Origin of the sequence: Micromonospora costi (assembly GCF_003626655.1) — a bacterium.
GTDB classification, from domain to species: Bacteria; Actinomycetota; Actinomycetes; order Mycobacteriales; family Micromonosporaceae; genus Micromonospora; species Micromonospora costi.
Genome location: NZ_RBAN01000001.1, coordinates 2,156,565 through 2,175,421, shown reverse-complemented (window position 1 = coordinate 2,175,421; position 18,857 = coordinate 2,156,565). Strand labels below are relative to the sequence as shown.

The following is an 18,857-nucleotide window of genomic DNA, read 5'->3' as shown; positions in this document are numbered from 1 at the left end:
GGCGGGGCCCCACCACCCAGGCTGGACCGGACATACCGGTAGCAACGAACGATCCGGCCCGTGCCGTCGCGGGCCGGATCATCGTCTGGCCTCGATGGGCGTTTTCGGCTCTCGGTCCCGCCCAGGTGGTGCGCTACCGTCTTACCGACCGTTCCGCAGCGAAGCCGGTGTGACCCCGGCGCTGTCCCGCAACTGTGATGCCCCGCCGCCTCGTCGGCGGGGATGAGCCAGGTCGCCTGCGGATCGGTCGCGACCCGCGCTCTCGAGGAAGGGCGCCTCGCGGACGGGCGCAGTGTTCCTGTCGGCGAAGCACCACGCTCCTCGACCGACAGGAGGACCGATGTCCAGACGTACCCCCCGGCTCTTCGCCGCGACCCTGGCGGTCGCCGCGCTCACCCTCGGTGCCTGCGCCGAGAAGGCCGACGACACGCCCGCGGCCGGCAGCGGCTCGTCGGCGGCCGCCTTCCCGGCCACGGTCGGCGCCGTCACCCTCGACAAGCGCCCGGAGAAGATCGTCTCGCTCTCACCGAGCGCCACCGAGATGATCTTCGCCATCGGCGCCGGCCCGCAGGTGGTGGCCGTCGACGACAACTCGAACTACCCGGCCGAGGCGCCGAAGAGCGACCTGTCCGGCTTCCAGCCGAACGCCGAGGCGATCGCCGCCAAGAACCCCGACCTGGTGGTGATCTCCGACGACCGCAACAAGATCGTCGACCAGCTCGGCAAGCTGAAGATCCCCGTGTACCTCACCCCCGCCGCGACCACGCTGGACGACTCGTACCGGCAGATCACCGACCTGGGCACGCTCACCGGCCACGCCACGGAGGCGGCCGACGTGACCAAGCGGATGCGCGACGACATCGACAAGCTCGTGAAGGACCTGCCGCAGCGGCCCGAGAAGCTCACCTACTACCACGAGCTGGGCCCGGAGCTGTACAGCGCGACCAGCAAGACCTTCATCGGCTCGCTCTACGCGCTCGCCGGCCTGGAGAACATCGCCGACCCGGCGGACGCCGACGGCAAGAACGGGGGCTACCCGCAGCTCTCCCAGGAGGTCATCGTCAAGGCCGACCCGGACTTCGTCTTCCTGGCCGACACCAAGTGCTGCCAGCAGAGCGCCGACACGGTCAAGGCCCGCAGCGGCTGGTCCGGGATCACCGCCGTGAAGAACAACCAGGTGGTGGCGCTCGACGACGACATCGCCTCCCGCTGGGGGCCGCGCGTGGTCGACCTGCTGCGGGCCATCGTGGACGCGGTCGCGAAGGTGCCCGCGTGACGGCCCGTCCGTGACCAGGCTCCTTCCCGTGACTCCCGCGGCGCGGTCCGCCCGGCCGGCCGGGGTGCCACCCGCGTCCCGGCCGGCCGGCCTGCGTCCGGTCTGGCTGGCCGCCGGGGTGGCCGCGGTGCTCGTCGCGCTGGTGGTCGGGGTGTCGCTCGGCCCGGTCACCCTCCCGCCGGGCAGCGTGGCCGCCGAACTGCTCAACCTGCTGCCCGGCGTCCACCTCGACAGCGGGCTCAGCGAGCGCGAGGTCGCCATCGTGACCGAGCTGCGGCTGCCCCGCGTGGTGCTCGGCCTGCTGGTCGGTGGCATGCTCGCCCTGGCCGGCGGGTGCTACCAGGGCGTGTTCCGCAACCCGCTGGCCGACCCGTACCTGCTCGGCGTGGCCGCCGGCGCGGGGCTCGCGGTGACCGCCGTGATCGCCCTCGGCGGCGTCGGCACCGAGGGCGCGCTCACCGGGCTGCCGGTGACCATCCCGCTCGCCGCGTTCGTCGGGTCGCTCGGCGCCGTGGGCATGACCTACGCGCTGGGCGCCGCGGGTGGCCGGGGCCGTTCACCGGCCATGCTCATCCTCGCCGGGGTGGCGGTCTCGGCGTTCCTCTCCGCCGGCCAGACGTACCTGCTGCAACGCCACTCCGACAGCATCCAGGCCGTCTACTCGTGGCTGCTCGGCCGGCTGGCCACCGCGGGCTGGCACGACGTGCTGCTCGTCCTGCCGTACGCCGTCCTCACCACCGTCGTGGTCCTGCTGCACGGCCGCGAGCTGGACGTGCTGTCCGTCGGCGACGACGAGGCCACGAGCCTCGGGCTGCACCCGCAGCGCTCCCGCTACCTGCTGATCGCGGCCGCCTCGCTGGGCACCGCCGCGGCGGTCTCCGCCACCGGGCTGATCGGCTTCGTGGGCATCATCGTGCCGCACACCGTACGGCTGCTCGCCGGGTCGAGCTACCGGGTGATCCTGCCGCTGTCCCTGCTCTTCGGCGCCGCCTTCCTGGCGCTCACCGACGTGGTGGCCCGTACCGCCGCCGCGCCGGCCGAGATCCCGATCGGCGTGGTGACCGCGCTGCTCGGCGGCCCGTTCTTCATCCTGGTCCTGCGCACCGCCCGGCGGGTGCTCACGTGAGCGCCGCGCCCGCCGTCCAGGTGCGCGACCTGCGCGTCGCGCTCGGCGGCACGCCGATCCTCGCCGGTGTGGACCTCACGGTGGCCGCCGGCGAGTGGGTCACGGTGATCGGCCCGAACGGCGCCGGCAAGTCGACCCTGCTGCGCGCCGTCGGCGGCCTGCTGCCCGCGCCGGGCGCCGTCACCCTCTTCGGTACGCCGATCGCCGCGCTGCGCCGCCGCGAGCGCGCCCGGGTGGTGGCGACCGTGGCCCAGTCCCCGGTGGTGCCGGCGGGCATGTCCGTACTGGACTACGTGCTGCTCGGCCGTACCCCGTACATCCCGGCGCTCGGCCGGGAGTCGGCCACCGACCTGGCCGTCGTCCACGAGGTGCTGGAGCGGTTGGACCTCGGGGGTTTCTCCCGCCGGGAGCTGGCCACCCTCTCCGGTGGCGAACGGCAGCGGGTCTTCCTGGCGCGGGCGCTCGCCCAGGGGGCCACGCTCCTGCTGCTCGACGAGCCGACCAGCGCCCTCGACATCGGGCACCAGCAGGAGGTGCTGGACCTCGTCGACCGGCTGCGCGGCGAGCACGGGCTGACCGTGCTGGCCACCATGCACGACCTCTCCATCGCGGGCGAGTACGCCGACCGGATGGTGCTGCTCGCCGCCGGCCGGGTGGTCGCCGCCGGGACGCCCCGGGAGGTGCTCACCGAGCGGCTGCTCGCCGAGCACTACCGGGCCAGCGTGCGGGTGGTCGACGGCGACCACGGCCCCTTGGTGGTCCCGGTCCGCCGCACCCCCTGACCCCCGCGATCTTGCAGTTTCTGCCCTTGTTTCGGGCTGGTACGCCCCTTTTGCCGGGGCCGAAAGTGCAAGATCGCGGGGGGCTCAGGCGGCGGCGTCGCCCAGGTCGATCACCGAGAACAGGGCGCCCTGGGGGTCGCGCAGGGCGGCGAACCGGCCCGCCGGCACGTCCCGCGGCGGCACCAGGATCGTCCCGCCCAGCTCCGCGGCCCGGGCCGCGGCCGCGTCCGCGTCGGCGACCGCGAAGTAGACCGTCCAGTACGCCGGCAGGTCGTCCGGGAAGTCGTCGGCCAGCGGGGGCATCATCCCCGCCACGATCCGGGCCCCCAACCGCCAGCCGGTGTACGTCATCGAGCCGACCTCCTGCTCGTCCGGCTGCCAGCCGAAGACCAGCTCGTAGAAGACCTTGGCCCCCTCCGGGTCGGGGGTGACCAGCTCGTTCCAGCTCATCGCGCCCGGCACGTTGAACACCTCGCCGCCGGCCATGGCCATCGGTTGCCAGACGCTGAACGACGCGCCCGCCGGATCGGCGAAGACGGCCATCCGCCCCCGGTCGAACACCTCGAACGGCGGCACCACCACCTGCCCGCCGGCCCGCTCCACCCGGCCCGCGACCAGGTCGGCGTCGTCCGTGGCGATGTACGTCGACCAGATCGGCACCTGGTCCGGGATGGCCGGCGGACCGACCCCGGCCACCGCGCGCCCACCCAGCAGGAAGACGGTGTAGCCGCCCGCCTCCGGCTCCGGCGCCACCCGGCCCGTCCAGCCGAACAGCTCCGGGTAGAAGCGCCGGGCGTCGTCCAGGTCGGGCGTGGCCAGGTCGGCCCAGCAGGGCGTACCGGGCGGGACGGTGCTCACGGCGACCCCTCTCGGCTCCGGGTGGCCTCGATCGGCCCCCTGCCGGGAATCCTGGCACCGTCCCGCCGACGTACGGGGCGGAAACGGACGAATCGTCAGCTGAACCGGCGACCCTCGTCACGCCGGTACGCCCACCCGGCCAGCGCCGCCAGCACCACGACCCAGACCACGAGCATCACGAGCGACAGCGGCCGCACCGGATAGTCGCCGACGGCCGCCCACATCAGCTCGACGGCGCCCCGGGTCGGCAGGTAGGGCGCGATCACCTCGATGAACCCGGGCGCCTCGTCCGGTGCGGAGAGCAGCCCGCCGCCGAAGGCGAGCGGGAAGAAGACGACCTGGGCCACCACGATCGCCGCCTTGCTGGGCAGCGAGTATCCGATGGCGAGCCCCATCAGCGTGAACGGCACGGCCACCACGGCGACGGTGGCCGCGGCCAGGAGGAACGCGGCGAGGCTGATTTCCGCCGCGGTCAGCGTCGCGCCGATGACCACCACGGGGATCAGCGACAGGTAGGTGAGCACCAGGCCCGCGAGCACGCGGCCGGCGAACCGGGGCGCCGGCCCGGCCGGCAGGGTCCGGGTGTACGGGTTCCAGGGCTGGTCACGGTCCTCGGCGACCCCGATGCCGTACTGGAAGATGTTGCTGCTCATCACCGAGAACGTCACCATCGCGGCCGTGGCGTAGGTGGCGCCCACGGGGTCCTTCCCCGCGAACGGGACCACGAAGAAGAGCATCGCGGCGGCCGGGAAGAACGCGCTGCCGACGACGGCGACCGGAATGCGGATGATCTCCAGCAGCTGGTAGCGCGTGTGTACCAGGGCGAGCTGCACGGCTGTCGCCTCCTCAGGCGGTGGTCGGTCGGCCGCCCGTGGCGGCGGTGGTCGGTGTGCCGTCGGCGCCGGCCGGCCGAGGAGCGACGGGCGAACCGCCGGGCCTACCCGTCCGCGTGCCGTCGCCGCCGGCCGTGCCGCTCGGCTCCTGCTGTTCGGCGGTGATGGCGAGGAACGCCTCCTCCAGCGACGTGGGGCGCACCTCCAGCCCGGAGAAGGACACCCCGGCGGTGACCAGGTCCCGGACGAGCTGGTCGGCGTCGGTCGTGAGCAGGTGCGTACGACCGTCGACCCGTTCGGCCCGCACCACGCCGGGCAGCGCGGGCAGGTCGTCGGCCACGAGGCTGACCCGGCGGACGCCGACCACGGCCCGGATCGCGTCCACGGTGTCGTCGGCGAGCACCCGACCGTGGCCGATCACCACCACCCGGTTGGCCAGCGCCTCCACCTCCTCGAGGTAGTGGCTGCTGAGCAGCACGGTGCCCCCGTCGGCGTGGAACGCGCGGATGGCCTCCCAGAGCGTGTGGCGCGCCTCCACGTCCAGGCCGGTCGTCGGCTCGTCGAGCAGCACGAGCCGGGGACGGCCCACGAACGCCAGCGCCACCGCGAGCCGACGCCGCTGGCCGCCGGAGAGACCGCCGGTCTGCCGCCGGGCCTGGTCGGCCAGGCCGAACCGGTCGAGCAGTTCGTCACGGGGGATCGGGGCCGGGTAGTGGGCGGAGACGAAGTCCACCACCTCGCCGACCCGCAGCGTGCCCGGCAGACCGGTCTCCTGCGGGGTCACGCCGATCTGCCGCCGGGACGCCGGGTCGCGCGGGTCACCGTCGAACAGCTCGACCCGGCCGGAGGTGGGCCGGCGCAACCCCACGAACAGGTTCATGAGGGTGCTCTTGCCGGCGCCGTTGGGCCCGAGCAGGCCGACCAGCTCGCCGGCCCGTACCTCGACGTCGACCCGGTCGAGGGCGAGGACGTCGCCGTACCGGCGGCTGGCCTGCACGGCCCGGGCGAGGATCATGGCTGCTCCTTCGGGTGGCTCCGGCGGTCTCGACGGACGCCAGCCGGCAACGGCTGTGCCGGCATCACGGTAGGACCCCGGAGCCAGCCCTCGCGGCCCCCGCTCAGCCGAGCGGTGCGGGCAGCGGAGCGGTGTGCAGCACCGCGAGGCGGGACACCGCGCGGGTGAGCACCACGTACAGCCGGTGCAGGCCCCGGGGCTCGGCGGCCACGATCGCCGCCGGCTCGACCACCACCACGTGGTCGTACTCCAGGCCCTTGACCAGCGTCGCGGGGACCACCGTGACCCGCTCCGCGGCGCCCACGTCGTCGGCGGTCGCGGTCGGCACGCCGGCCGCGGCGAGCGCCGCCCGCAGGCCGTCCACGGCGTCGTCCGCGGCGATCACACCGACCGAGCCGTCGTGCGCGAGCGCCGCCCGCACCTCGGCCACCGTCGCGGTGGTCAGGTCGGTCACGGTACGCACGTCCAGGCCACCGTCGCGGCGCAGCGACTCGGCCGGGGGTACGTCCACGGCGAGCGCCGGCAGCAGCCGGTTCGCGAACGCCACCACCGCGGCCGGCACCCGGAACCCGACGGTCAGCGGGACCACCGCGGCGTCCGGCTTGCCCAGGTGTGCGAGGGTCTCCCGCCAGTCGGTGGCCGCCCACGGCGCGGTGCCCTGGGCGAGGTCGCCGAGGAGGGTGATGGACCCGTGCTCGCTGCGGCGCGCGATGGCCCGGCACTGCATGGGGGACAGGTCCTGGGCCTCGTCCACCACGACGTGGCCGTACCCTGCGGGCCGCTCGAGCAGGCCCGACGCCTCGTCGATGAGCACCGCGTCGGCCGCCGTCCACCGGGTCGCCTTCGGGGTGCGGCCGAGCTTCGTGCCGGTAGCGCCCCCGGTCGACCGGCCCTGGAGCAGCGCCTGCTCCTCGGGGCTCAGCAGGCCGTCGGCCGCCGTGGCGAGCACGGCCGGGTCGCTCAGCAGGGTGTGCACCAGCCCCTCGGGGGTGAGCGCCGGCCAGACCGCGTCGAGGAAGGCGGTCACCGGCCGGGACTTCGCCATCCGCCGCAGCCAGGCGTCGCCCGGCGACTCGGCGCGGCGCGCCTCGGCCTGCCGTTGCAACAGGCTCACCACCCGGGCCCGGACCCGCTCCCGGCCCGTGCCGTACGGCAGTCCCTCGCGCCGGGTCTCCTCGACGACCCGGTGCAGCGGGTCCAGGCCGATGCGCCAGCGGAACGAGCCGTCCGACACCATGATCGGCTCGGTGGGCTCACCGATGTGGACCTCGACCGCGCGGCGCAGCACCTCCGCCATCCGTACGTCGTGCTTCAGCGCGGCCGTGCCCGGATCCTCGACCGCCCGCACCGGCACCCCCGCGACCAGGTCCTCCACCGTGGACTGGTCGACCTCCACCTCGCCGAGCGCGGGCAGCACCGCGGCGATGTACGACAGGAAGGCGCGGTTCGGGCCGACGATGAGCACGCCGGCGCGGCGCAGCCGTTCCCGGTGCACGTAGAGCAGGTACGCGGCGCGGTGCAGCCCGACGGCCGTCTTACCGGTGCCCGGCGCCCCCTGGACGCAGATCGAGTCCGCGAGGTCGGCCCGGACCAGTTCGTCCTGCTCCGGCTGGATCGTCGCCACGATGTCCCGCATCGGCCCGACGCGGGGGCGCTCGATCTCGGCGGTCAGGATGCGGCTGGCCGTACCCAGCTCCTCGCCCCGGTCGAGGCGCTCGTCCTCGAAGCTGGTCAGCACCCCAGCGCTGAAACCGAAGCGGCGGCGCACCGCCACGCCCTGCGGATCGCGGGCGCTGGCCCGGTAGAACGACCGGGAGACCGGCGCCCGCCAGTCCAGCACCATCGGCTCGCCCGCCTCGTCGGTGACGTGCCGCCGCCCGACGTGGTACCGGCGGCCCGCATGGTCCGGATCGGCGTCACCGAAGTCCAGCCGGCCGAAGAACAGGGGCGTGGTGGGGTCGTCGGCCAGTTCCTTGACCCGCCGTGCCATGTGGCGACCCAGTTGCTCGGCGGTGTAGGCGTCACCGGCGACCTTGTCGCCCGTGGCGAAGAGGGCCTGGGCGCGTTCGCGCATCACGCGCAGGGCGGCCCGGGACGATTCGAGGTGGGTACGTTCGGCGGCGAGTTCCTCGTCGAGCGCGTCCGGCTCGGCGGGATCGTGCGAGGTCTGGGCAGCAAGGGTCATCCGAGGCGACCTTCCGGTGCGTTTCGTGTGATCGGTTGACCTGGGCCGCCCGGCGCTCCGTCGACGCGGTGTCGGCTGTGCCCGTAGGCAGGATGGCGCGCGGCGACGCGCGCGGTCGTCCACCCTACGCCGCCCGCCGCGCGCCGGGCCACGGAATTTCCGTGCGCGCCCCCACCGGGGGCGTGCGCGTCACTGCACCTTCCTCGATCCTGTGTCGATCTTGCCTGCGGGGACGTGGCGTCGGGGTCGGTGACAGGGCCGGTGGTGGGCCGGGATCATGGAGGTATGACCGAGCCGCGTGCCGAGCGGCGTGGGGTGAGGATCAGCGACCCGCAGGTGATGCGGGCGCTGGCTCATCCGGCCCGACTCACGATCATGGAACACCTCAGCTCGCTCCCGGAGGGCGCGACGGCCACCGAATGCGCCGAGATCGTCGGCCAGTCGCCGAGCGCCACGAGCTACCACCTGCGCGAGCTGGCCAAGGCCGGCCTCGTCGAGCCGGCGCCGAGCCGGGGCGACGCGCGCGAGCGCATCTGGCGCGCGGTCAGCTCCAGTTGGTCGGTGGACGCCGGGCGCGACGCCGAGCCGGACGCGGTGGCGGCGCAGACCGCCCTCGTCGAGGCGTGGCTGGCCCGGGAGCTGGACCGCAGCCGGGCCTGGTTGCGACGCGCGTCGGCGGAGCCGCCCGAGTGGTACGACGCGGCGCGGCTCTTCGACAGCCAACTGCTGATCACCGCGGAGGAGCTCGCCGAGCTGAACGACGCGGTGGACCGGCTGCTGGAGCCCTACCGGAAGCGGACGCGCACCGACCCGCCGGCGGGCGCGCGGACGGTCTCCGTCCACTACAAGGCGCTGCCCTTGGAGTAGGGGGTTGCCTCCGGCAGTTGTGAAGGATTACTTTCGAAGTATGTCCTTCACAACTGCTCGGTCGCGCTGGTCGGACGTCTGGCTCGTCACGATGGCGCGAGGCGTCTCCAGCTGCGGCGACTTCCTCGCCGCGAGCGCGCTGACCCTCGCGCTCCAGAGCGCGGGCGCCGGCGGCCTGGCGGTCTCCGGCCTGCTGATGGCCGCGACCCTGCCGCTGGTGGTGCTGGTCCCGCTCACCGGGCGGCTCGCCGACCGGGTGGACAGCCGCACCCTGCTGGTGGTTGTCGGTCTCGCGCAGGCCGGCATCTGCCTGGCGCTCGCACACACCGGGCAGCCGGCGCTGGTGATCGTCCTCGTCGGTCTCCTGGCCACCGGCCTGGCCGTGACCCAACCCGTGCTCGCCGCCCTGGTCCCCGCCATGGTCCGGCCGGAGGACCTGCCCCGCGCCAGCGCCCTGCAACAGTCGGCCGGCACGCTCGGCGCGCTCGCCGGCCCGGCCCTCGCCGGCGTGCTGGTCGGCGGGTTCGGGGTGCGCCTCCCGTTGCTGATCGACGCGGCCAGCTACCTCGCCCTCGTGGGGGCCGGGCTCCTGATCCGTACCCGGCGGGGCGGCGGCCGGCGGGTGGCGGCCAGCCCCTCCGGCGGCGGTCCCGCCTCGACCGGCTGGCGGCTGCGCCGGGATCCGCTGCTGCTCGCCACGGTCGTCGGGGTGGCCGGGGTGGTCGGCGCGGTCGGTGCCATCAACGTCGTGGAGGTCTTCTTCATCCGCGAGACGCTGCACAGCACCACGACGATGTACGGGCTGGTCACCGGCGCCTGGACGCTCGGCGTCCTGGCCGGGGCGTGGCTTTTCGCGCGCCTGGCCGGGCGGCTGCGCCGCGACGGCGCGATGGCCGGCGCCAGTCTCGCCCTGCTCGGTGGATGCTGCGTGGCGGTCCTGGCGTCGGCGGCCGTGCCGTCGGCGGCGTTGGTGGTGCCGATCTGGCTCGCCGGGGGCATCTGCAACGGAGGCGAGAACGTCTTCGGCAACGTGCTGATGGCCCGCCGGGTGCCCGAGGCGTCCCGCGGTCGCGCGTTCGCGGTGTTCGTGGGCGCGGTGCAGGGCGCGTCGATGGTGGGCTACCTGGCTGGCGGGTTCCTGCTCGAACTGTTCGCCCCCCGGCCACTGGTGGCCGCCGCCGGGATCGCCGGCGTGGTCGCGGTCGCCGTGCTGGCCGTACCCGTCGCCCGGGCGGCGCGCGCGGAGCGCGGCGGCCTCACCGCGGCCGGGAGCGGCGCGGAGCCGCCCGACCCGGAGGAGCGCGCCGGGGCGGCACGGACGCCGGGTGCGGGCTTGGCCACTCCCGCGCCGGGCCGCTGAGCCGGCACCCGGGGGCGGGGATACGGTCAGGGCATGGCTGATCGCATCGCCCGCCCTCGGGTCGGACACATCCAGTTCCTGAACTGCCTGCCGATCTACTGGGGGCTCATGCGATCCGGGGCGCTCATCGACGTGGACCTGCACAAGGACACGCCGGACCGCCTGAACTCCGCGCTGGTCGCCGGCGACCTCGACATCGGGCCGATCTCGCAGCTCGAGTACCTGCGGCACGCCGACGAGCTGCTGCTCCTGCCCGACCTGGCGGTCGGGAGCGACGGCCCGGTGCTCTCGGTCAACATCGTCTCGACCCGGCCGCTGGCCGACCTGGACAGGGCGCGGGTCGCCCTCGGCTCCACCTCGCGTACCGGGGTGCTGCTCGCGCAGCTGCTGCTCAAGGAGCGGTACGGCGTGAGCCCGGAGTACTTCCGCTGCCCGCCCGAGCTGAACCAGATGCTGCTGGAGGCGGACGCCGCCGTGGTCATCGGCGACGTGGCCCTGCGCGCCCTGTACGAGGCGCCGCGCCAAGGCCTCGAGGTCACCGACCTCGGGCAGGCGTGGCGCGACTGGACGGGCCTGCCGATGGTCTTCGCCGTCTGGGCCGTACGCCGGGACTTCGCCGCCGCCCACCCGGGCGTGGTGAAGGAGGTGCACGAGGCGTTCCTGCGCTCGCGCGACCTCTGCCTCTCGGAGCTGGACCAGGTGGCCGAGGCCGGCGCCCGGTGGGAGCCGTTCGACGCGGACACCCTCGCCACGTACTTCCGTACCCTCGACTTCTCCCTGGGCGAGCGGCAGGTGGCCGGTCTGCGGGAGTTCGCCCGGCGGGCCGCGGCCCTCGGCGAGGCCCCGGCGCTGCCGGAGGGCGGGCCGGCGTTCTTCGCCGGCTGAGCCCGCCGCCGCGTCCGGCCCGACCGCGAGCCGGCCGGACGGGAGCGGAGTCGATCAGACGCCGGGGCGGAGCAGCGCCTCGGTGATCTTCTGGCAGTTCTTCATGCCGTACTCGTAGCCCATGTCGATCGGGTAGCGCACCATCACGCCCATCGTCCAGGTGTCCCCGATCGCCAGGCAGTTGATGTGCATCTCCTGCTCCTTGGTCCGGTCGATCCACCCGTTCTTGATGGCGATCTGCTTCTGCTCGGCGGCCGGGAACGCCTTCCGGATGCCGAAGTCACCCGCGCCCCGGACCAGGCGCATCTCGTTGAGGAGCCACTTGGTCCACTTCGGGCCGGCGGCCTTGCCCTCGGCGATGCAGTTGGCCATCCGCGCCGTGTCGCGGGGCGAGAGGGCGGTGCGGCTCCAGCCGCCGTCGGGCGCGACCTTGCTGTCGGTGAGGCCGCACATCGAGATGAGCCGCTTGATCGACGCGGACCGGCCCACGTTGTTGTAGAACTGCTCGGCCCGGGTGTTGTCGCTGTCCCGGATGATCCTGGTGGCGTCGGCCAGCTTGGCGTCGCTCGGCGTCTGGCCGTTCTCGTCGGCCCGGCGGAGGTAGTCGGCCACGATCCAGGACTTGATCATCGAGGCGGTGGTGCTGGTCTCGTCCATGTTGTCCGAGCCGATGATCGCGCCGGTACGCCGGTCCAGGACGGACCAGCTGTACCACCCCTCGATGTCCAGGTCGAGGTCCTTGGCGGCGAACGGCAGCGGTTCCAGGGACGGGCTGGGGCTCGGCTGCGCCGACGGCCGGCTGCTGCGGTCGCTGGGGGCGTTGGTGGACCTGTCCTCCTGGCCCGCGCCTGCGCCCCACCGGGCCGCGGCCTCCGACTGGAACGGGGAGCCCGGCAGCAGGCGCAGCGACACCAGGACCAGTCCGATGAGGATCACCGCGATGGCGATCAGCCGCAGGGGCGAGGCCTCGCCGCTACGACGGGCACCAGCCATCAGAGCTTCCCGACCGGCTGCTGCGGCACCTTGAGGGCGGCGCCGGGCTGCGGGGTCACGAGCTGGGTGGCCACGCTGGCGCAGACCTTCGCGCCGTAGGAGAGGCCATTCTTCTGCGGGTAGCGCATCATCACGGCGAGGCTCCACTTGCCGGTGACGGCGAGGCAGTTCACGTGCCAGTTACCGTCGTAGTTGAGCATGGTCCAGCCGTTCTTGATGCTGACCGGTCCCTGCGCCTTGATCGACGCCGGCAGGCCGTCGATGATCCCCCACTTGCCACCGCCGGACGTCGTCTGCTGGTCCTTCACGCTGCCGCGGACCTTGCTCATCTCGTCCAGCACCCACTTGGTCCACTTCTTCCCGGCCGCCTTGCCGTCGGCGATGCAGTCGCCGAGTCGGACGGCGTCGCGGGGGGACATCCGGGTGAAGCTCCAGTAACCCTCGTAGGGCTTCACGTCGCCGCGCTTGGTGTCGGTGAGGCCGCAGATGGAGATGGCTCGCTTGATCACCGGCCCGGGCTGCGTACCGGCGGGAATCCGGTACGAGCCGCCGGCGGCGGAGTAGACCTGGTTGGCCGCCTTGTCATTGCTGTCCCGGATGGCGAGACTGGCCGCCTTCAGCATGGACTCCGGAGGCTCCTTGTCGCCGAGTTGGCGCAGGTAGTCGCTCACGATCCAGGCCTTGATCATCGACTCGGTGGAGCTGGTCGACGCCATGTTCTTCGACCCGGAGATCGCCCCGGTCTTCCGGTCCATGAGGGCCCAGGAGAAGAACTCTCCGGTGAAGTTCACCGAGACCGGGCCCGCGGCGAGGGTCGGCGGGGGCGGCGGGGTGGGTGCGGGCGCGGCGACGCTGCTGCCTCCGCCGCCACCGCCGTTCCCCGCGTCGTCGCCGGCCGAGAGCCGGGCGTACGCGGCGGGGACCAGCAGGACGCCACCGAGGAGAACCGCCACGACGGCGAGCACCATGGTCACGCGGGAACGCATGAGTGGGTGAGCTCCAGATGTCAGGCCGGGGGGACCGGGCTTGTTGCCAGGAACGGACCGGCTCGTCGCCGGGGCCGGGGGTCGACGGCCCGAGTGGTGGCGGCGATCGCCAGCAGCCGATCGGTGTGACGCGGAAAGTCTACGTCCGAATGTGGCGTATGCCAGAACCCGCTGGCTGGCAAGTTGCCATGAAGGCGGGATATCAAGCCGTTATGGGGCTTCTGCGGGGGTTCATCTTTGCGGCGTGACTCAGGTCATAGGTGTCCGAGAGGGACCCGGAACCGGCGAACCGGCGATGCGGTACGGAAGGCGACGTCGCATTCCTGTTACACCCTCTGGTTTCTTGGGGAGCAAGCTGTAACACTTGACCCCATGTATGGCAACGACTTCGGCGCCCCGGAGGAGGCACCCGGCGGCGGCCTGCTCGGCGAGGTCGAGGCGGCGGAAGCCGCACTGCGGGAGGCGGCGGCCCGACAGCGCCGCGGCGGCCCCGCGCCGGACGACGACCTGGCGGCGTATTTCGCCGGGGTCGTCGAGGCGGACCAGAAGATCGAGCCCCGCGACTGGATGCCGGAGGCGTACCGCAAGACGCTGATCCGGCAGATCGCCCAGCACGCCCACTCCGAGATCATCGGCATGCAGCCGGAGGGCAACTGGATCAGCCGGGCGCCCTCGCTCAAGCGCAAGGCGATCCTGCTCGCGAAGGTCCAGGACGAGGCCGGCCACGGCCTCTACCTCTACGCCGCGGCCGAGACCCTCGGGGTGAGTCGGGACGAGCTCGTCGACCTGCTGCTCAGCGGCCGGCAGAAGTACAGCTCGATCTTCAACTACCCGACGCTCACCTGGGCCGACGTCGGCGCCATCGGCTGGTTGGTGGACGGCGCCGCGATCGTCAACCAGGTGCCGCTGTGCCGGTGCTCGTACGGGCCGTACGCGCGGGCCATGATCCGCGTCTGCAAGGAGGAGTCGTTCCACCAGCGGCAGGGCTACGAGATCCTGCACACGCTGTCGCACGGCACCCCGGAGCAGAAGGCGATGGCGCAGGACGCGGTCGACCGCTGGTGGTACCCGTCGCTCGCGATGTTCGGCCCGCCGGACGGCGAGTCGACGCACTCGGCCCAGTCCATGGCCTGGAAGATCAAGCGCTTCTCGAACGACGAGCTGCGCCAGCGCTTCGTCGACATGTGCGTGCAGCAGGCCGAGGTCCTGGGCCTCACGATCCCCGACGAGGGCCTGCGCTGGAACGAGGAGCGGCAGGCGTACGACTACACCCAGCCCGACTACGACGAGCTGATGCGGGTGATCTCCGGCGACGGGCCGTGCAACCGGCAGCGGATGGAGCACCGGCGCCGGGCCCACGCCGACGGCGCCTGGGTACGCGAGGCCGCCGCGGCGTACGCCGCCAAGCGGGCGGAGAAGAAGGAGACGGTCGCGGCATGAGCCAGGAACACAGCCCTCTGTGGGAGGTCTTCGTGCGGGCCCGGCGCGGGTTGTCGCACACCCACGTCGGGAGCCTGCACGCCCCCGACGCCGAGCTGGCCCTGCGCAACGCCCGCGACCTCTACACCCGCCGGCAGGAGGGCGTCTCGATCTGGGTGGTGCCGGCCGGCGCGATCACCGCGTCCAGCCCCGACGAGAAGGACGCCTTCTTCGACCCGGCGGCCGACAAGGTCTACCGCCATCCCACCTTCTACGAGGTGCCGGACGGGGTGGCGCACCTGTGAACGGCCCCTTCGAGTTCGCGCTCCGGCTGGGCGACGACGCGCTCATCGCGGCGCAGCGGCTGGCCGAGTGGACGACCCGCGCGCCGGAGATGGAGGAGGACGTGGCCCTGGCCAACATCGCCCTCGACCAGCTCGGCGCGGCCCGGCTGCTGCTCACGTACGCGGGCGAGCTGGAGGGCGCCGGCCGGGACGAGGACGCGCTCGCGTACCTGCGCGGTGACCGGGAGTTCCGCAACTGCCTCCTGGTCGAGCTGCCCAACGGCGACTTCGCGGTGACCATGGCGAAGCTGCTCGTCCTGTCCGCGTACCAACTGCCGCTCTACACCGCGCTGGCCGGTTGCGCCGACGAGCGGCTGGCCGCCATCGGCGCGAAGGCACGCAAGGAGTCGGCGTACCACCTGGACCACAGCTCGCTCTGGGTGAAGCGGCTCGGCGACGGCACCGAGGAGTCGCACCGCCGGATGCAGGCGGCGGTCGACCAGGTCTGGCCGTACGTGGCCGAACTCTTCGCGCCCGACCCGGCCGCCCCCATCGACCCGGCCACGCTGCGGCCGGAGTTCGACGCGACCGTGGCGGACGTGCTCGCCGAGGCCACGCTCACCCCGCCGGAGACGTCCTGGGCGCCGGCCGGTGGGCGGGACGGCGTGCACACCGAGCACCTGTCGTACCTGCTGGCCGAGATGCAGGTGCTGCACCGCGCCCACCCCGGAGCGGCGTGGTGAGCGCGAGGAGCGCAGCGAAGCGGAGCCCGGCAGTCGCGAACGGAAGGGTGGCGTGGTGACGGACCCGAGGACGGCTGTGGCGGCGGTGGTGGACCCGGAGATCCGGGTGCTCACCATCGACGAGCTGGGCATCCTGCGGGCGGTCGACGAGGACCCGGCCAGCGGCCGGGTGGTGGTCACCATCACCCCCACGTACACGGGCTGCCCGGCGATGGACGTGATCCGTGCCGACATCCGGCGGGCCCTGGCCGCGGCCGGCCACCCGGAGGCGGAGATCCGCACGGTCCACCACCCGGCCTGGAGCACCGACTGGATCTCCGAGTCCGGGCGGGCGAAGCTCGCGGCCGCCGGCATCGCCCCGCCGTCGCCCGTAGGTGCGCCGGGCGTCGTCGCGTTGACCCTCGCGGTGCGCTGCCCGCGGTGCGGCTCGCCGGAGACGGAGCAGCTCAGCCGCTTCGGTTCCACCGCGTGCAAGGCGCTCTGGCGGTGCCGCTCCTGCTCCGAACCCTTCGACCACCTGAAGGCGCTGTGACAGTCACCATCAAGCGGCCGGTCCGTCGCCGGCCGGTCTTCCACCCCCTGCCGGTCGCCCGCGTGGACCGGCTCACCGACGACGCGGTGGCCATCACGTTCGCCGTGCCCGAGGATCTGCGGGAGACGTTCGCGTTCCGTGCCGGGCAGCACCTCACCGTCCGGCGCGTCGCCGACGACGGCACGGACGTCCGCCGGTCGTACTCCATCTGCTCCACGCCGGACGAACTGGCCCGGCACGGCCGGTTGCGGATCGGCGTGCGGGAGGTGCCCGGCGGCGCGTTCTCCGCCTTCGCCTGCGGCGCCCTGCGCGACGGCGACACCGTCGAGGTGCTGCCGCCGCTGGGGCACTTCACCACGGCGTTCGACCCGGCCCGGGCCCGCCACTACGGTGCGGTGGTCGCGGGTTCCGGCATCACGCCGGTGCTCGCGCTGGTCGCGACCGCACTCGCCGTCGAGCCGGCCAGCACGTTCACCCTGGTGTACGGCAACCGCCGCGCGAACACGGTGATGTTCGCCGAGGAGCTGGCCGACCTGAAGGACCGGTACCCCACCCGGCTGCACCTCGTGCACGTCCTCTCACGGGAGCAGGGCGAGTCGCCGCTGCTCTCGGGGCGGATCGACGCCGACCGGCTGACCCGGTTGCTGGAGACGATCGTGCCGGGGGAGCACATCGAGGAGTGGTTCCTCTGTGGCCCGTACGGCATGGTGCTGGACGTCCGCGGGGTGCTCGACGGGCGCGGCGTCCCGGAGGGCGCGGTGCACACCGAGCTGTTCCACGTCGACGCGCCACCCGAGCCGCCGCGCCGCGCGGCCGAGGACTCCGGGGCCGGGGCCGAGGTGACCATCGTGCTCGACGGGCGGTCGTCGAGCTTCACGATGCGCCGGGACGAGCGGGTGCTGGACGCCGCGCTGAAGGTCCGGGGTGAGCTGCCGTACGCCTGCAAGGGCGGGGTCTGCTCGACCTGCAAGGCGAAGGTGGTGGACGGCGAGGTCACGATGGCCCGCAACTACGCGCTGGAGCCCGACGAGATCGCGGCCGGCTACGTCCTGACCTGCCAGTCCAGCCCCACGACCGACACCCTGACAGTGGACTACGACGCGTAACCGCCCCGCCCCCCTTCTCCCCGCGATCTTGCAGTTTGTGCCCCGGCCTTTGGTGCAGTTCGGGACAAAAGAGGGGCAGAAAGTGCAAGATCGCGGGGGAGAGGGGCGTGGGATGCGTGACACGGCGCGGGGCACCCGGTCCGGGCGGGCCGCCCGGGGACGTAGGCTCGGAGGCGTGACGGTGAGCCGGGAGATCGACGACATTCTGCAGCGCGGTGCGGACGGCGGGCGGATCACGCCCGAGGAGGCCCTGCTCCTCTACACCGACGCCCCGTTCCACCCCCTCGGTGAGGCGGCCGACGCGGTACGACGCCGGCGCTACCCCGACAACATCGTCACGTACCTGATCGACCGCAACATCAACTACACCAACGTCTGCGTGACGGCGTGCAAGTTCTGCGCCTTCTACCGCGCTCCGAAGCACCGCGAGGGCTGGACGCACCCGACCGAGGAGATCCTGCGCCGCTGCGGTGAGGCGGTCGAGCTGGGCGCCACCCAGGTGATGCTCCAGGGTGGGCACCACCCGGACTACGGGGTGGAGTACTACGAGGAGTTGTTCTCCTCCGTCAAGAAGGCGTACCCGCAGCTCGCCATCCACTCCATCGGCCCGAGCGAGATCCTGCACATGGCTAAGGTCTCGGGCGTGAGCCTGGACGAGGCCATCGCCCGGATCAAGGCGGCCGGCCTGGACTCGATCGCCGGGGCGGGCGCCGAGATGCTGCCCGAGCGGCCGCGCAAGGCCATCGCCCCGCTCAAGGAGTCCGGCGAGCGGTGGCTGGAGGTCATGGAGCTGGCGCACCGGCAGGGCCTCGAGTCGACCGCCACCATGATGATGGGCACCGGCGAGACCAACGCCGAGCGCATCGAGCACCTGCGGATGATCCGCGACGTGCAGGACCGCACCGGCGGGTTCCGGGCCTTCATCCCGTGGACGTACCAGCCCGAGAACAACCACCTCAAGGGGCGTACGCAGGCGACCACGATGGAGTACCTGCGCCTGATCGCGGTGGCCCGGCTCTTCTTCGAGACCGTCCCGCACCTGCAGGCGTCCTGGCTGACGACCGGCAAGGACGTGGGCCAGCTCGCGCTGCACATGGGCGTGGACGACCTCGGCTCCATCATGCTGGAGGAGAACGTCATCTCCTCCGCGGGCGCGCGGCACCGGTCCAACCTGCACGAGCTGATCGGCATGATCCGTACGGCCGGCCGGATCCCGGCCCAGCGGGACACCCTCTACCACCGGCTCGCGGTGCACTGGACGCCGGCGGACGACCCGACCGACGAGCGGGTCGTGTCGCACTTCTCGTCGATCGCGATGCCGGGCGGCGGTGCGGGCCGTTCGCTGCCGCTGGTCGAGGCGAGCTGACGCAGGCCCGGGTCGCCCGTCCGGCCGGGCGGGTCCCAGGCGTACGCCCGGCGGCCCTGGCCGGCCGGCGGACCGAGTGTGCGCCGAAAACGTCTACGTACGGGATGGCGGAGATGGTCCGCGGCGGATAACGTGCCGCCTCGTACACCGGCCCCCAGGCCGGCCTCAGCGGCGGAATCAGTATCGCGGTGCTGCTCGCGGTGGTGTGATGGTGCTGGTCGCGCGCCGGCGCCGGGTGGTG

General features: G+C 73.1%; 18 protein-coding genes and 1 riboswitch. Of the genes, 12 read left to right on the top strand and 6 right to left on the bottom strand.

All coding sequences use genetic code 11. The features are described from left to right. Positions 1–163: 163 nt before the first annotated feature. Positions 164–232, top strand: a riboswitch (cobalamin riboswitch). Between the two features lie 108 nt (positions 233–340). From D7193_RS09910 to D7193_RS09900, 3 genes are read left to right on the top strand one after another with little or no spacing between them, the layout of a single operon-like run. Then, the gene (locus D7193_RS09910; protein ID WP_120778971.1) at positions 341–1,276 is read left to right on the top strand and encodes an ABC transporter substrate-binding protein; all 936 of its coding nucleotides are present in this window, start codon (positions 341–343) and stop codon (positions 1,274–1,276) included. A gap of 28 nt (positions 1,277–1,304) precedes the next feature. Next, entirely contained in the window at positions 1,305–2,402 is a 1,098-nt protein-coding gene (locus tag D7193_RS09905; RefSeq protein ID WP_241562866.1) for a FecCD family ABC transporter permease, read from the top strand. Next, positions 2,399–3,184, top strand: a complete 786-nt coding sequence (locus tag D7193_RS09900) for an ABC transporter ATP-binding protein (RefSeq protein WP_120778970.1) — start codon at positions 2,399–2,401, stop codon at positions 3,182–3,184. Before D7193_RS09905 ends, D7193_RS09900 begins: the two co-directional genes overlap by 4 nt. 84 nt (positions 3,185–3,268) lie before the next feature. Here the strand turns inward: D7193_RS09900 and D7193_RS09895 are convergent, their stop codons facing one another. The 4 genes from D7193_RS09895 to D7193_RS09880 form a co-directional block, all read right to left on the bottom strand. After that, on the bottom strand, positions 3,269–4,042 hold the full coding sequence (locus tag D7193_RS09895; RefSeq protein WP_120778969.1) for a VOC family protein: 774 nt from the start codon (positions 4,040–4,042) through the stop codon (positions 3,269–3,271). A 95-nt stretch (positions 4,043–4,137) separates the two neighbouring features. Next, positions 4,138–4,875: an ABC transporter permease gene (locus tag D7193_RS09890; RefSeq protein ID WP_120778968.1), complete on the bottom strand. Its 738-nt coding sequence runs from the start codon at positions 4,873–4,875 to the stop codon at positions 4,138–4,140. A gap of 13 nt (positions 4,876–4,888) precedes the next feature. Continuing rightward, complete coding sequence (locus D7193_RS09885) at positions 4,889–5,890, bottom strand: ABC transporter ATP-binding protein (RefSeq protein ID WP_120778967.1); 1,002 nt, start codon at positions 5,888–5,890, stop codon at positions 4,889–4,891. 103 nt (positions 5,891–5,993) lie between these two features. Beyond that, positions 5,994–8,075: a HelD family protein gene (locus tag D7193_RS09880; protein WP_120778966.1), complete on the bottom strand. Its 2,082-nt coding sequence runs from the start codon at positions 8,073–8,075 to the stop codon at positions 5,994–5,996. A 285-nt stretch (positions 8,076–8,360) separates the two neighbouring features. Between D7193_RS09880 and D7193_RS09875 the strand changes: the two genes are divergently transcribed. From D7193_RS09875 to D7193_RS09865, 3 genes are read left to right on the top strand one after another with little or no spacing between them, the layout of a single operon-like run. Beyond that, positions 8,361–8,942, top strand: a complete 582-nt coding sequence (locus D7193_RS09875) for an ArsR/SmtB family transcription factor (protein ID WP_120778965.1) — start codon at positions 8,361–8,363, stop codon at positions 8,940–8,942. A gap of 40 nt (positions 8,943–8,982) precedes the next feature. Continuing rightward, complete coding sequence (locus tag D7193_RS09870; protein ID WP_120778964.1) at positions 8,983–10,302, top strand: MFS transporter; 1,320 nt, start codon at positions 8,983–8,985, stop codon at positions 10,300–10,302. A gap of 33 nt (positions 10,303–10,335) precedes the next feature. Then, the gene (locus D7193_RS09865) at positions 10,336–11,187 is read left to right on the top strand and encodes a menaquinone biosynthetic enzyme MqnA/MqnD family protein (RefSeq protein ID WP_120778963.1); all 852 of its coding nucleotides are present in this window, start codon (positions 10,336–10,338) and stop codon (positions 11,185–11,187) included. 54 nt (positions 11,188–11,241) lie between these two features. On the opposite strand, the gene D7193_RS09860 is transcribed toward D7193_RS09865, so the two are convergent. Next, positions 11,242–12,180 (bottom strand): serine hydrolase, encoded by a 939-nt coding sequence (locus tag D7193_RS09860; protein WP_120778962.1) that lies wholly within the window; start codon positions 12,178–12,180, stop codon positions 11,242–11,244. Then, positions 12,180–13,166, bottom strand: a complete 987-nt coding sequence (locus D7193_RS09855; RefSeq protein WP_120778961.1) for a hypothetical protein — start codon at positions 13,164–13,166, stop codon at positions 12,180–12,182. The genes D7193_RS09860 and D7193_RS09855 overlap by 1 nt, the downstream gene beginning before the upstream one ends. Positions 13,167–13,538: 372 nt before the next feature. Here D7193_RS09855 and paaA point away from each other — a divergent pair, with 372 nt between their 5' ends. The 6 genes from paaA to mqnC all read left to right on the top strand — a co-directional run bounded on the left by paaA (position 13,539) and on the right by mqnC (position 18,616). After that, the gene (gene paaA / locus D7193_RS09850) at positions 13,539–14,606 is read left to right on the top strand and encodes a 1,2-phenylacetyl-CoA epoxidase subunit PaaA (protein ID WP_120778960.1); all 1,068 of its coding nucleotides are present in this window, start codon (positions 13,539–13,541) and stop codon (positions 14,604–14,606) included. Next, positions 14,603–14,890, top strand: coding sequence for a 1,2-phenylacetyl-CoA epoxidase subunit PaaB (gene paaB, locus D7193_RS09845; protein ID WP_120778959.1), 288 nt, complete (start codon positions 14,603–14,605; stop codon positions 14,888–14,890). The genes paaA and paaB overlap by 4 nt, the downstream gene beginning before the upstream one ends. Next, complete coding sequence (gene paaC, locus D7193_RS09840) at positions 14,887–15,612, top strand: 1,2-phenylacetyl-CoA epoxidase subunit PaaC (RefSeq protein WP_120778958.1); 726 nt, start codon at positions 14,887–14,889, stop codon at positions 15,610–15,612. The genes paaB and paaC overlap by 4 nt, the downstream gene beginning before the upstream one ends. Before the next feature lie 55 nt (positions 15,613–15,667). Then, a complete protein-coding gene (gene paaD, locus D7193_RS09835; RefSeq protein WP_120779377.1) occupies positions 15,668–16,144 on the top strand; it encodes a 1,2-phenylacetyl-CoA epoxidase subunit PaaD in 477 nt (158 codons plus the stop codon). Next, complete coding sequence (gene paaE, locus D7193_RS09830; protein ID WP_120778957.1) at positions 16,141–17,250, top strand: 1,2-phenylacetyl-CoA epoxidase subunit PaaE; 1,110 nt, start codon at positions 16,141–16,143, stop codon at positions 17,248–17,250. Before paaD ends, paaE begins: the two co-directional genes overlap by 4 nt. A gap of 175 nt (positions 17,251–17,425) precedes the next feature. Beyond that, the gene (gene mqnC, locus D7193_RS09825; protein ID WP_120778956.1) at positions 17,426–18,616 is read left to right on the top strand and encodes a cyclic dehypoxanthinyl futalosine synthase; all 1,191 of its coding nucleotides are present in this window, start codon (positions 17,426–17,428) and stop codon (positions 18,614–18,616) included. The last annotated feature ends 241 nt before the right edge of the window (positions 18,617–18,857 follow it).